At 64.0% G+C, this 13,330-nt stretch carries 8 protein-coding genes and 1 pseudogene; 3 read left to right on the top strand and 6 right to left on the bottom strand.

Annotated features, from left to right (window positions below):
* Positions 1-62 precede the first annotated feature (62 nt).
* The 6 genes from K7862_RS18385 to K7862_RS18410 all read right to left on the bottom strand — a co-directional run bounded on the left by K7862_RS18385 (position 63) and on the right by K7862_RS18410 (position 11,205).
* Positions 63-746, bottom strand: coding sequence for a hypothetical protein (locus K7862_RS18385; protein WP_222963758.1), 684 nt, complete (start codon positions 744-746; stop codon positions 63-65).
* Positions 743-3,817 carry a protein DpdH gene (gene dpdH, locus K7862_RS18390; protein ID WP_222963760.1) on the bottom strand — a complete coding sequence of 1,025 codons (3,075 nt, stop codon included), beginning with the start codon at positions 3,815-3,817 and terminating at the stop codon, positions 743-745. The genes K7862_RS18385 and dpdH overlap by 4 nt, the downstream gene beginning before the upstream one ends.
* Entirely contained in the window at positions 3,810-4,676 is an 867-nt protein-coding gene (dpdG, locus tag K7862_RS18395; protein ID WP_222963762.1) for a protein DpdG, read from the bottom strand. Before dpdG ends, dpdH begins: the two co-directional genes overlap by 8 nt.
* Complete coding sequence (gene dpdF / locus K7862_RS18400) at positions 4,676-7,270, bottom strand: protein DpdF (RefSeq protein ID WP_222963764.1); 2,595 nt, start codon at positions 7,268-7,270, stop codon at positions 4,676-4,678. Before dpdF ends, dpdG begins: the two co-directional genes overlap by 1 nt.
* On the bottom strand, positions 7,270-10,566 hold the full coding sequence (gene dpdE / locus K7862_RS18405) for a protein DpdE (RefSeq protein ID WP_262413393.1): 3,297 nt from the start codon (positions 10,564-10,566) through the stop codon (positions 7,270-7,272). Before dpdE ends, dpdF begins: the two co-directional genes overlap by 1 nt.
* A 405-nt stretch (positions 10,567-10,971) precedes the next feature.
* Positions 10,972-11,205, bottom strand: coding sequence for a hypothetical protein (locus K7862_RS18410; RefSeq protein ID WP_222963768.1), 234 nt, complete (start codon positions 11,203-11,205; stop codon positions 10,972-10,974).
* Between the two features lie 226 nt (positions 11,206-11,431).
* On the opposite strand from K7862_RS18410, the pseudogene K7862_RS18415 reads away from it, so the two are divergent.
* The 3 genes and pseudogenes from K7862_RS18415 to K7862_RS18425 all read left to right on the top strand — a co-directional run.
* A pseudogene (locus K7862_RS18415) lies at positions 11,432-11,770 on the top strand (replication initiator); the annotation flags it as partial.
* The gene (locus tag K7862_RS18420) at positions 11,770-11,940 is read left to right on the top strand and encodes a helix-turn-helix transcriptional regulator (RefSeq protein WP_222963831.1); all 171 of its coding nucleotides are present in this window, start codon (positions 11,770-11,772) and stop codon (positions 11,938-11,940) included. The pseudogene K7862_RS18415 and the gene K7862_RS18420, both read left to right, overlap by 1 nt.
* Positions 11,937-13,310 carry a tyrosine-type recombinase/integrase gene (locus K7862_RS18425; protein WP_222963770.1) on the top strand — a complete coding sequence of 458 codons (1,374 nt, stop codon included), beginning with the start codon at positions 11,937-11,939 and terminating at the stop codon, positions 13,308-13,310. The genes K7862_RS18420 and K7862_RS18425 overlap by 4 nt, the downstream gene beginning before the upstream one ends.
* Positions 13,311-13,330 lie beyond the last annotated feature (20 nt).

Raw genomic sequence — 13,330 nt, forward strand, 5'->3', positions numbered from 1 at the left:
TCCAGGGCAGTGAGTGCCTTCCCCAAAACAGCGCGGCGCAGTGTCGTTGATGCCACAGGCCGTCAGTCCGCCTTCCGAGTGACGGTGAACCAGCGGTCCTGATCATAGTTTCGCAGCAGCACGATGTCCGTGTCGGTGAGCTCTCGAAGGGTGACCCCGCCTGCGTCGAGCCGGTTGATGAGCTCGAGGAGCTCTTCTGGGGCATCGTCTGGTGCGTGCTCAAGGAGCCTCAGCAGTGCGTCGCGATCGCTACAGAATGTGAGGATGCTGGCACTATCGACCTTCGCGCGATTCGCCTTGGTCTTCATCGACTCGTAGAGTTCGTTTGCTTCCAGCCGCTCGTCGGGGCCAAGGGTGACGAACCGAGCCGAAGAGACCTCTTGGATCTGCGCGATGGCCCATGCCTTCCAGAGTTGCCTGAGTGACGTACTCAGCTCGTTGGCGAATACCTCCAAGGCGCGCCTGGCATTGACGAAAGTCGGGTCGCTGGGCAGACCACCGCGCGACTTCGACTCAAGCTTGGCCCGTGCAGCCTCGAACCCCCAGACATCCAGAACCTGACCGGTGCGCTCACGCAGCACAACAGCGGTCTGCTGCTGGACCATCGCAGCCTGCAACGCTACACGCACCTCATTGATACGCCGCAGCACCCGCTCCTGGTCGTCCCGCTCCTTTTGGCTTTCGGAGATGCTGCGGACCGTGTTCTGCAATTCCTGAGCCTTCTCCAGAACCGTAACGCTGCTCACTTGCCTGCCTCCGCGTGCGTACTGGCGTTATCCACGGCCTGCTTCCATTCTCCCAACAGGCCCGCCAACTGCTCCGCGGCGTCGCTGACCGCGTTCTGGGTCTGCATCCGCGCCGCAGTCAGAGCCGTGTCCAGCAAGGAGTCGGCAACCGTGAGGTAGTCGCACATCTCCCGCAGGTGCGGTGACCGAATCGAGGCCGCCACAGCCAGGAGGCTTTCGGCTGAGGAATCCTGGAGGTTGTCGTCGACCCGAGACAGGTCTTTCTCCAGCATGGACAGCGTGTTCCAGTCGGCTTCCGCGACCGCTGCAGCCCGACTCTCCAACTCACGCTCCAGAGGGCCCGTGATGCCCTCTGCCTTTGCCATCTGTAGGGCCGTGGACACCTGCTGGACGAGGCGCTCACCGGAGCCGCTCGTTTTGGGGAAGCGCTCTCGGATCTCGCCGAAGAGCGTACGCAGTGCCTGGAGTTGACCGCGCACTACGGATTGCCACCCTGCACGCAGAGGCTGGCCCGCGGCCTTGACCCATTGCGGAAGCTCCACGGCCGACAAGTCCCACTCCGCCGCTGCCTCCTTCACGAGAGGAAGAGCACGGGCAGCATCGACGACGTGGACCGCTCCCGTGCCCTGTCCAATGCCCAGGGAACTCAGCAACGACTCCACCAGACTGCTGCGATGCTGCATGTGCGCATCGAGTCGCTCCTTCCAGGCCTCAGTGCGCGACGACACGTCCGGCCGCACCCACTCGTTCCCGACGTCGAACACTGCCGCGTACAACGTGCCGATCGGCATACCGGGAACGACACGTCCGGCCAGCGCAGCGCCGAGCAGAGAAGCACGCAGCCCAGCGATCAAGTCCTTGTCGGTGCGTTCCAGGCTGTGCGCAACGCGCTCTCGCATAGCGGGCCTGGCCGCGTCAGCGATGCTAGCGAGACGAACGATGTCCTTCCCGCGCACCTCATCTACCGCGTCCGCGGACAGGCGCAAGAGGCTCTTAAAGAACTCGCCAGTGGCAGGGTTGCGCTTGAGGACGATGGGCGCCCCCGCACTCATCGCCTCTGAGCTCGCATCCTCGATTGAGACTTGGTTGGATTTGACGTTCTTCGTATACCATCCGGCCTTTTCGGTGTCAGCGAGGCTAACCGGCTTGACCGGAGGCGTCAGCCAATCCTCCCGGTAAGTGACCGATTTCGAAATGATGGTGCGAATTATTTTTGCCTCGTCCGTGGTGAGGCGAGAACCAGTGGCGGCCCAGTCTTCCACCACTTGAAGCCTTCTCTGCAGAGCGGAGGATGGCTCCTTTTGAGGTGGCGACGTAGGAGTGCTCCGCTCCTTCTGCGGGATGGGGCGATCGGATTTCGTTGGAGAAATGTGCTGCTTTTCGTGCAGGCCGTCAATAGCCAGGTCGGGCAGGGAAAACGCCTCACTGATGCCCTGCCGCAGATTCACCAACTCAGTCGGCGCGTCGGCCCAGAACTCCAGCGCCGTCCGTCGGCGCTTGGCGTTCAAGGGATCGTGCGTATCAATATCTTCGCTGACGCCGTTGGGCAATGCCTGGTCGATGCCTCTGACGGATTTGTAGTTCTCCTGGAAGAAGGTGCTGGGGAACTCACCCTTCCTGATGGTGCCGTACGCGTCGGTCAGGATCGGGATGACTCCGCTGCCCAGAACGTTGCGCGGTACGAAGGCGTACGGGTTCTCCTGCGGGGCCAGGCTGTGAACGACACGCGTCAGGGACGGACGGTTGAACGGGTAGAGGCCGAATCCGTCCGCGGAAACACCGAAAGAATCATGACAAAGGCTCTTTACCATGCAATCGTCACACTTATTGGGAACCGAACCACTGCCTGCGCTCTCCAATGCGCCACGCCCAACTCGAGCGGCATTGAGGTACCTCGCGACGAATGTGGCGATGTCCTCTGGCCCTGTCGTGCCTTCTCCCAGGACGATGTCCAGGTTGTAGACGAATCCTCCCGTGGAGGTGGCGATCCTGGTGGCTGCCGTTTCCGGAAGGTCGTGAAAATAACCACTGGTGATCGCCATGAGAGTCCGCATGGGTGCGAGGACGGCACGCCCTTCCCGCTCAGACGTCTCAGTGATCGCGTCGAGCAGGTCACCCTGGACACCTTGGATCAGAGCGAAGTCCTCCACTAGGAGAACGATCTCCTTACCCTGGCGGGCGTAGATCTCGCGCACCTTCTGCATCGCACCAAGTAGACGACCGCCTCCCAGTGCCGAGAGTTCTTGAACGGCCTTGTCCCACTGCTCGTTGAGCAACTCTACGGCCAGTACTTGCAGTTCATCCCTGGACATGAGGATGCCGAAGATCTGCCGCGTTGGGGCTGCCATGTCGCCAGCGATGGCGTCGGGGCTCAAGGGGAGGTCTTCCAGGGAGAAGCGAGGGCGACGCTCCTCGCCGGACTCCCGATCGTTCAAGAAGTGCTGGGCGAATTGGGGAATGAACTTGCCGGGCTCAAGCATCTGCTCCTGCAGAAGCGGATCTTGCAGAAGCAGCGAGATGCCTCGCGGTCCAACGAGTTGACGCTTCTTTCCGGCGACAGCGTCCTTGCCGAGGTCCGCCAGGGCGACGCTCAACTGGGTGATGAGGCGGCGCGCCAGCGAGGCAGCGGTGAAGGTTCCGGTAGCGTGCCGGATGTCCTTGCGGATCTGTTCGATCTCTTCGTCCTCGACACCGTCGAGGAGAGAGTTGATCACATGGCGCAGACTCGTCTTAGACTTTTCGAGGTAGATGATCTTGCGGTCGTCGGAGGGCTCGATGTTCTCCCTGACCCAGCGGACCAGATGGGACTTTCCAGATCCTGACTCACCGACTACTGGCAGGAGCAACGTTCTGGTGTTCGTCCGTCGGTTCAGGAAATCTTCGAGAACGTCTTCTTCCGTGACGTTCTCGCCGGTGCTGTTGAACGACCGGCCAGTAATCCGGGAACGCTGGATGCTCAACGGGGTGTGCGTGGAGAGAAAGACGGCAGGCGAGGCGACGACTGCCTCCGTCTGGATCGTGGATATGACGTTTTCCACGTCCCAGCAGACGTACCGCTTGAAGTCAGACATTGGTGGCCTCCTGCCGGGTGATGGAGGAACAAAGACGCATGGACAGACGCTCGGGGTCCTGCAACTTGATCGGCTGCTTGGCGTCTGAATCGCTGCTCATGACGAGCCACTTCTCGTGTTCGCCTCGCATCAGGGCGAAAGAGAGTGCCGTGCCGACAGTCCGGTCGTCGGGCAGTCCGTAGCCAGAACTTTCCGAGATAATTCCACCTGGAAGGACCGGAAGGTGTTCACGCAGTAGGCGCAAGACTTCCAGAGCATCCGTAGGAGTGCCTGCCGGCAGGTGCTCTTCCAGCACCTGCCGAACGGCGCAAGTGCAGTCTGGAACATAGCGTTGGGCGATGTGCGGAGCCGAGGCGCCCAACCCAAGAGTTCCCGCCCAAGCCACGAACGGTGGCCACCGCGTGGGGTTCACGAAGACCAGGTCTCCATCGGGTGCGTCCCTTTGGTGCCGGCTGTCCACGAGGGCCCAACTGAAGGACTCCGAGAACGGATCCCGGCTGAGGCTCCACACCAGAGCCCGCCGTAGGTCATCGGCGGTCTCGGCCGGTTGGTGCCCCTGAAGGCCCAGCACGGCGGCGCGCAGTGCGCGCTGGAAGGCGGCATAGTCGTCCGAACGCAGGTCGGCAAGGGCGCCAGCCAACATCCAGTCCTCGCCCTCGCCGCTTTCTTCAGCGAGCCCCAGTGACCGCAGTGTGGTAAGCGCGTAATGGACGGTGGTGGTCTTCTTCTCATCGCGATTGTGCGGTTCGAGGAAGGCGCGCAGCGTCTCAGACGCCACAGGTCCGGACTGCGAGGCCAGGAAGCGTACGACGGCCCAGATCTCGCCGGGGTACGGCATGGGCGTGTTGAGCAATGCCATTAGCGGAACTCGCTTCTCACTTGCTGGATGTTCAACGACGGGTGCGTCATCACGAAGGGCACCCCGGGCCTGGTCGGGTCCTCGATCTGCCGAGGAAGGAGAAGGTACACAGGCTCCCCGTCCTCAACCCGGTACTGGAGATCCTCATCGAGGTGCCGTGCCGCGTCATCAGCAACCCAGACGATCGTGGAGGTGCTGCCACTGCCCACAAGGCCGCCGTCGTGATCCACGAGCACCGGATGACCGGGTGCCTGTTGCTGTATCTGCTGGGCCACTTCGTCGCGAACACCAGGACCGGCGAAGTGCGAGAGACCCGATCGTGCCAGTTTCACCAGCACGGGCAACACGTTGTCCTTGCGCTCTGCTGGGCTTTGCCAGTACATGCTGAAGTGCGAGGTCTGCGGGTGCAGGTGGGCCAAAGGACTGGCGGGTGGTGGCCACTCAACAGCGGCTGGGTCCGGCGAGAGCGGCTTGCGGTAAAGGGACGCCACCCCTCCCGGCGCAAGTCCCTGACGCCGGCAGTGAGGACATCCGCGACAGGCTGCCATGGTGTAGTGACGCCCCCCGTTGGCTCCTGTGATCGAGTAGTACTCGGCCAAAGTGTCCGCAATGCACCGCTCGTTGCGCAGGACGTTCAACATCCTCTGCAGAGAGTTCTGCTGGGCCTCCTTGATACCCGATCGGATGCGGTTGTAGGCGTCGTGGAAGTACGCCTCATCGTTGGTTTGCCCCTCCACCAGTTCGATCTCGATCCGGTCTCGGGCAGTTTCGTAGAACGCCGTCATCTGCTTCTGCCAGTCCGAGGGATCCTCCTCGGACTGGCGAACCGGAGGCGTGGGAGGGAAGATCTTGATCATCCCCATGCGATCCATCAGGTTGAGCAAGCGCACGTTCCAGTCTTTGTGCGTGGCGTACCCAACTGGCATTCGCGGTGGTCGCAGGGTCAAGTCGAGCAAGTACCTGTTTGCATGGAGGTGCTGTCCTTTGGTAAACATCGCCCGCCACCGTCCCCAAGCGGTGTCTGCCATGAGGATCTTCTGCGAGTTCAGTGACTGGGCTGTGCCATGGTCGCCAGGCGCCGACGCCAGGTAGGCAATAGAAGGACTGCCGTCGCGGCCACCACGTCCGACCTCCTGGTAGTAGCGGTCCACGGTCTCGGGCACACAAGCGTGCACGACACTGCGTACATCGTCGAGGTCGACGCCCAACCCGAAGGCTGAGGTGCCGACGACGACGTCGTACTCGGTTGCGACAGCACCATGACTCGTGCGGCCTGACCAGCCCTCGAGCGCGCGACGACGCCCAGCGTCGTTGACGTCTCCGTGTACGACGGCGACCCGGTGCATCCCTGCAGCGCGCAGTGTTTCGGCCCACTCGGTGGCGTGCTTCTTCTGGGTTGTATACAGCACCATCGGTTTTGGCAGGCGTACCACAGCCTCCAGAACCGCTGCGGAGCGCTCCTCTTCCGAGTCGAAGGCGTTCAAGAAGTAGGCAGGCTCGCTACGCAGTTCGGAGGCCCAGACCACTTTGGTGTGCTCACCGGAACCGAAAAGATCTCGTAGCGTCGTCACCTGCTGTTCGGTGAGCGTGGCACTCATCGCGACTGTCCTGGGCGCACGTCCCTTGAGAGCGATCTCTCGCCAGGCCCGGTGTGGGGCAGCCAGACTTTGAAACTCTGAACGGAACTCGTTGCCCCACTGTTCGACGAGGTGTGCCTCGTCCAGGATCACGTAGTTGAGGTGCCCGTCCTGGGCGGCGTCGCGAAGAGCTTTACTGAGCCCGGCGACCACAGCTTCCGGAGAAGCGATGACTAGTGCTTGCCGTCCTGCGGCAATGTCCGATCGCATCTGCTCCTTGTCGGCCTCGTTCAGCTCCCCGAAATACGCGTACCGCTTGTGCACAGCGCCAGGATCACGCCTGCTCAGCAGTTCACGGACACGTCGTTCCATGTCGATGGCCAGGACCACGGTGGGCACGACCATTAAGGACACGCCGCTGTTCCGGCCGGCCAGCATGGCACCGGCCAGTGCCACCGGAGTCTTGCCGTGGCCAGTAGGAAGGCAGATTAGAAGGGTCTCACCTGGCGGCATCAGGGCGACCGAGCGGGCCGCTTGGCGCTGTCCTTTGGAAAGGTAGCGGTCGTATCCGAGGATGTCCTTCCAAAACGGGTCGGCCGGCGAGGCTTCCAGGGCGCGACGCAAAGTGGAGTCCTTGCCCAGGACTGCTTCACGTACCTGTGCAAGCCCTGCTGCGTGCGCCGGTCCGTCACCCTCAACCGGGGCCCATTCCATACCTCGTAGAAGGACGCGGCTTCCGTCGACCAGCACGTTGCAACCGCCCTGTCGCCACTGATCAGCGGTGGGCAGGCCCTCTCTTAACGGCACGGACAACTGGCCCGTCCGCCCGAGCGCATGGTGGTGCAACAGGAGCTGCCGGGTCAGCGAGACAATGTCCAGCCAGCCGCTAGCGCCGTCCTGCAGCCCGGCCAGGGCGTCTCCCAAACGGCGAAGAACGCCCTTGGCCAGCACATCTGGTTTCACCTCGGGCCACTCGTGGAGCAGGCGTTGAGCACTCACCCATGCGTCTTCAGACATCAGTAGGTCAGTTCCAATCCGCGGCGTACCAGGCAGGCAGCCGCAACGACCCGGACAACGGGTTGCGACAACCCCTCAGCGAGAGAAGTCAGCACTTCCGCGTCGGTGACCAGGCTCTCGGTGTCGCGAAGAAACCGGCCGGCCGCTTGCCGAGCCTGGGCCTGTGAGTGCAGCACCGCGGAAACCTCCAGCGCCCTGTGCTGGGCATCCTGACAGACTGCCGCGAGATCCGTCTGCGCGTGCAGAAACTCCAGCGCCGCTTGCTGCGCGTCACGCACGTACGTGGCCGCGTGCTCCTGGCCTCCGAACACCTCGAACAACTCTGCGGCACGCTGACTGTTGTAGTTGCAGTCACCCTTGCTCTTGTCGTACGGACGATTCAGGAAGGCCACCTGAGCGTCCTTCGTTATGGGCCGGTTCGTGCCCGATTCGATCCAAACGCGTCTGATGACAGGAGGAAAGATCCGATCCGCCTGGCGGCGTAGGGCCCTTGCGGCGTCCGCGCTCTCTTTGACGTGCCCCAGTGCGGCAGAGGTGTCCGCCTCGATGAGGAAATCGAAACCGAAGTACGGTTGCGGCTCCTGCCCCGGCGGCATCCCGCGGTCGATCCGCCTGAAGGCGGCACTCTGCCCAAGGCTGTCGCTGAGGACGGCGTCGGACAGCATGTCCACCAGAGGGTTGCCCACGCGGAACAGTCGTGCGTCGCGGCTGCGCAATGCGCGCGACCGGTTGAACATGGCGTGAGCGATCTCGTCGTCCGGGATTCGATCCTTGATCCGCTTCCAATGACGGGGAGCAAGAAGCGGATGGGTGGAACTGTTGTTGATCTGGAAGCGCCAAGCCGGGGATCCCTGGATGGAACGATCGAGGGAAGGGAGCCTGATGCCTCCTCCGGTGCCGTCTGTGTAGTCGAGAAGTGCCTTTTGCGTTTCGGGCCAGTCAAGCTCGACTTCCGTCAGCGCGGCCGGAATGCTGCGCAGGCGCTGCGTGGAAACGTGGATGGACTCCAAGAGGTCCATCTTGCGGATCCCGTCGCGTTCCTTGGCAAGCCGGGCACCCACGGCCCCCTGCTGTGCCACAAGCCCTTCCGGCCCGCCCTCAACTGCACCAGTCCATACGCTGGTGACCGACTGGGCTATGGCGTCCTGCAGGGTGGAAACAGAACGGTCGAAAACCCCATAGCCCTCACCGAGGAGGGCGGCCCATGCTTCTGTGAAAGAGCCGTCCGGGCCGTTCTCGTCGGCAAGTCGGAACTGAAGCGCGGGCCCCATCGCCGCAGACAGAGCCGGCCCCGGATAGCGGTCAACGCGGCCCAGACGCTGTTCCAGTTGGTTGGGCGACCAAGGAAGCCTCAGATGGACGGCACAGTCGGCCGCCTGCAGGTTCAGGCCGTCTTCGGCCGTGTCGTCGACGAGGAGTACCGCCTGCCCGGACGTTTGCTCTGCCCAACGAGAGACTTCGGTCGCCGCCTGGGCCGCGCCCAGGACACGCGTGTGCTCAGTGATCACTACCTTCGGGAAGTCGGTGCGCAACCGACCTGCGAGCGCGCCAGCCAGCCGGCCGGGTCCACAGAAAACGACGGTGCGCCTTGCCTTCCGCATCACAGGAAGAAACGCCCGGATAACGTGCTTCAGGTTCTCCTCGCTCGGCTCGCCCCCCGCAGGCCAATCCACCTCGGCCTCGGCGAGCACGGTCTGCTCACAGTCGAGCACCGGCACACCGGAGAGCAGTTCCTGCTCCCGCGGTGAGAGTCCCGCACGTTCGGCAGCATCGGCGTTGGCCGTCACCCGCCACCGCAGCGCGTCGATGGCGTCGTACGGAAGCGCGGGTGCCCGCGATGTGAGAACCGCCAAGGGCATGGCGTACTGAGAGAGCCGATCGCTCAACCCCTCGTTCTCCAGATACTCCCGCACCGAGTTCCACCAGCACATCACGAACTCGCCGCCGGCTTCTACGACCGTTGAGGAGGGAGAGTAGATGGCCTCGGGACGTTGGCGGCCGCGCACCTCATAGGGGAGTGCCTCGGCGTCCGGGCCACCGGCTTCTTGTAGCACCGCCTCACGCCGGTTGCGAATCACTCGGCGGTGGATCCGGTACGTCTCACTGATGTGAGCGCGCAACTCGGTGATCCGACGGGCGAACTCATCCTGCTGATCGGGATTGCTCAACTCGTCGTCCTCGTCGAGGAGGGCGAGGACCTCGTCCGCAAGTTGAGCCAGGCGGATGTCACTCGAGGGAACCTGCGCTCGAATCTCGTCGATGCTGTCCCGGATGACGTACGTGTACTCCGGGTCCAGGGAGTAGACCGAGTTGGCCAACTCCTCGCGCATGCGGTAGCGATTCTCGAAGTCATGGCGTCTGTCCCATGAGTAGAGCTCCGGGTCGAGCAAGTGAAGCAGGCTGAGGTTCGTCAGGTAGCCCGCCGTCACGGGAGTGGCGGACAGCAGCAGCAGCCGCTCGGCCGCGTGCGCAAGTTCGCACAAGTCCTTGTAAGGCGTCTCATCCGGCCCTGCCTGCACCAGTGCGTGAGCCTCATCCACCACAACGAGGTCGGCATGCGTGTAGCCAGCCCACTTTTTGGGCGTCTCGTGGCTGGTGACGACGATCGTCGCATCAGGGAAGTCACCAATGTGGAACTTGTCCTTGAGTTCGGATAGCCACTGTCGGCGAAGAGCGGCTGGCGAGACGACTACCACGCATGCAGCGGGGTTGTCGATGAGGATCTGACGCACGACGTACCCGGCCTCGATCGTCTTCCCGAGGCCGACCTCATCAGCCAGGAGATAGCGCTGGACAGGGTCGGAGAGGACCGTGAGCGCGGCGTTCACCTGGTGCGGGAAAATCTCCACCGTCGACGAGAGAAACGTGCTCATGTCAGCACAGGCGCCACGCTGCCGGACGAGGTTCTTAAGGATCGGGAGCCTTGCGTCCCTGTACGGCGTCGTACTGCCGCCGCGGACCGTCAGATCCGCTGCGGGGTCCAACACAGGGCGATCCCACCGCACGTAGAGATGTTCCTCACGAACAGGTAGGTCGTAGTCCACATTGGGGAACCGCACGATGTAGGAGCGTTGTGCGGGCTCTGCCTGTATCACTCGACCCGCGTTCCATAGGCCGTCCGGACTCCGCCACCAGATTCGCTCCTCGCGCTCCAGGAGGACCCGTTGGCCCAGGTGGTCCGCCACCCATTGTGACAGTGCGATCGTTGCGGCCGGCGACTCGAAGTAGTCAACGCGGATGCGCCCCGCGTCTACTTCCCCGACTTTGCCGATCCCCGGACCACCCGGTATGCGCATAAAGGTACCGAGTTGTCTTGCGCTGCTCACGTGGCTCTGTTTCACGATCTTGCCCCCACCTGTTGTGCAGGTTGCCCTCCCCAGGGCGCGGCGCCCCCCCGACGCCGTAGCTGCATATCCTTCACCATTTGATCACAAGCTGTCCGGGTTATTGAACCCTGGAGCATGTGTCGTCTGGGATGCTGTACCACCCCACAGATGTAACGTGCAACGGATGATAGGGGGCGGCGATGCCTCTCGTCATCGTTTCCGCAGGTCGGATGCCAAAGTGGGCACTCCCCTCCACTGGCCAGGTGGGGCAGCCTGCCTGCACTCCAGGGGGTCATCCCTGACTGTGCTCGCTCTGCGCCCAAGCAGTCCGTCCTCGGCACCGCTGAACAGGGGCAGAGGCGTCGCCGACAGTCGTCATCTGTCGTCGTGGCTGACTTCGGACGACGCAGCGGCTGCCGACAGATCGCCCTGCCCTCCTGCCGAGCGAGTCATCCGGGAACCTGATACGCGGCTCAGCCACTCCTCCGCGTCCGCCGGCGATTCCGGGATGGGCGCGCCAGCAGCGTTGTGCTCACTCAACAGTCGCAGCACCTCGTACACGTCCTCGGCGCTGGCACGATCCAGGCGGCAAACAACGTCATCGGTCATGGCAGCCAGTCAGCCAGCCAGCCAGTCACGGCATGCGGCCAAGAGTTGTGCGATGCAGTGGCAGTTCTGGCTGCCGAGCCGAGGGTGGTCGCCCACCTCCTGTCGCCGCGGCCCTCGTCGCTTCCTCGGCCGGCGTTCCTCGGGGTAGCGATCGGCTATGGAGCTTTCCGCGCTCTCGGCTGGGGAGCCTTGGGTGCTCCGGCGGTAGTTGCTGGGCTGACCTGCTGCGGTCGGGGTCGGCGCCCGCAAGGACCTGGAGGGCCTGAGGCTGCGAGCCTGGGCCCACGTGCTCGGCTTCCGCGGCCACTTCTCCACGAAGTCTCGCCGCTACTCCACCACCCTCGGCGCTCTCCGCACCGCCCGCGCCGAATGGCGGCGAGCCGAAGCGCTCACCGCCCTCGGACTCGATTCGGAGGAGCAGGCCGAGGAAACCGTCCTCGTGCTGTCGCACTGGGTTTTCGCCGGCACCGGCCTGACCCCTGGCGAGGCCTGGCTCGCCGCGACCCTCGAGCCCGCCCCTGGAACGGAAGGAGAACCGACGTGGATGCCCGTCGCGACGAGCTGATGACCGTACGCCAGGTCCTGAACGAGCTGGGTGGCGTCTCTCGGCGAACGTTCTACCGCTGGCGAGAACTGGGGGAGGGGCCTGCCGCGTTCAAGCTGCCCAACGGTGAGCTCCGGGTCTGGCGCAGTGATTTCACCTCGTGGCTGCGGGAATTGGAGGCGGCAGCGTGAAGTCTCTCGACGTCAAGGTCTGGGGCGTGCGCAAGCGGGACACCAAGACGCCCTCGTACGGGGTCCGCTGGTCGGTTGCCGGGACCGTCTTCTCGGACTCGTTCCGTACCAAAGCGCTCGCTGATCACTACCGGACCAAACTCATGAGTGCCATGCGGGGCGGCGAGGAGTTCGATGCGGAGTCCGGTCTGCCGGCCTCGATGGAGCAGAAGAAGTCCCCGCTGTCGTGGTACGCCTTCGCCCTCCGGTATCTCGCGATGAAGTGGCCTCACGCTGCGCCGAACACCCGAGACGGCATCAACGAATCCCTCACCAGCGTGACCATGGAACTGCTCGCGGAACGTGCGGGACGGCCGTCCGACCTCGAAATCCGGAAGGCGCTGCGTAACTGGGCCTTCGTGCTGCCTGGACCGGGCGATCGGGAGGTTCCGGACGAGGTCCTGAACGTTCTGCAGTGGGTGTCGAAGGCGTCTCGACCGCTCGCGGACCTCACGGAGCCGGCGACCGCTCGCGCGGTGCTGGACGGGCTGAAGCTCAAGCTCGACGGGACCGCGGCTGCTGCTGAGACGGTGCGGCGGAAACGGCGGACCCTCGTCAACGCCGCGAACTACGCGGTGGACCTGGGGGAGCTGCGGGAGAACCCGATCACGGCGGTTCGCTGGCAGAAGCCCAAGGTCTCGAACCAGGTCGATCCGCGGGTTGTCGCCAATCCGGAGCAGGCTCGGACCCTCCTGGCGGCCGTCTCGTATGTGGGCGGCTTCCGTCGTGCCCGCGGCCGACGTCTCGTTGGGCTGTTCGCGGCGATGTACTTCGGTGGCCTCCGCCCTGCAGAGGCTGTCGGCCTGGTGGAGACCGATCTCGTCCTGCCCGGGCAGGGCTGGGGCTCGGCTGTGCTCCACCGGACCCGTCCTTCGGTGGGCAAGCGCTGGACCGACTCGGGGGAGACCCACGACGACCGCGGGCTGAAGAACCGGCCGACCGAGGACGTCCGGCGCGTGCCCATCCCGCCTCACCTGGTTGCGGTGCTCAGCGAACACCTGGCCACATTCGGCACGGCGGAGGACGGGCGGCTCTTCTTCAGCGAGAAGGGCTCGGTCGTTCCGTCGTCGACCTACTATCGGGTCTGGCAAGAGGCCCGTCTCCTGGCGCTCCCGCCGGCTGCCGCAGCCTCGCCGCTGGCGAGTAGGCCGTACGACCTTCGGCACTCGGCACTGTCGACGTGGCTCAATGCAGGAGTGGACCCCACGGAGGTCGCCGAACGCGCCGGCAACAGCGTTGAGGTCCTGCTGACCCGGTACGCGAAGTGCCTCGACGGACGGCAGGACGTCGCCAATCGGCGCATCGAGGATTTGTTGCGCGAGTACGAGTGAGTACACCTGACCGTGCCCGA

The sequence above is a fragment of the Actinacidiphila acidipaludis genome (assembly GCF_019890725.1).
In the GTDB taxonomy this organism is placed as follows: domain Bacteria; phylum Actinomycetota; class Actinomycetes; order Streptomycetales; family Streptomycetaceae; genus Actinacidiphila; species Actinacidiphila acidipaludis.

Bases quoted from the DNA above. Each gene is read 5' to 3' on its own strand.
- dpdH (WP_222963760.1), bottom strand. From the start codon at position 3,817: ATGTCTGACTTCAAGCGGTACGTCTGCTGGGACGTGGAAAACGTCATA.
- dpdG (WP_222963762.1), bottom strand. From the start codon at position 4,676: ATGGCATTGCTCAACACGCCCATGCCGTACCCCGGCGAGATCTGGGCC.
- dpdF (WP_222963764.1), bottom strand. From the start codon at position 7,270: ATGTCTGAAGACGCATGGGTGAGTGCTCAACGCCTGCTCCACGAGTGG.
- dpdE (WP_262413393.1), bottom strand. From the start codon at position 10,566: ATGCGCATACCGGGTGGTCCGGGGATCGGCAAAGTCGGGGAAGTAGAC.
- K7862_RS18410 (WP_222963768.1), bottom strand. From the start codon at position 11,205: ATGACCGATGACGTTGTTTGCCGCCTGGATCGTGCCAGCGCCGAGGAC.
- K7862_RS18420 (WP_222963831.1), top strand. From the start codon at position 11,770: ATGACCGTACGCCAGGTCCTGAACGAGCTGGGTGGCGTCTCTCGGCGA.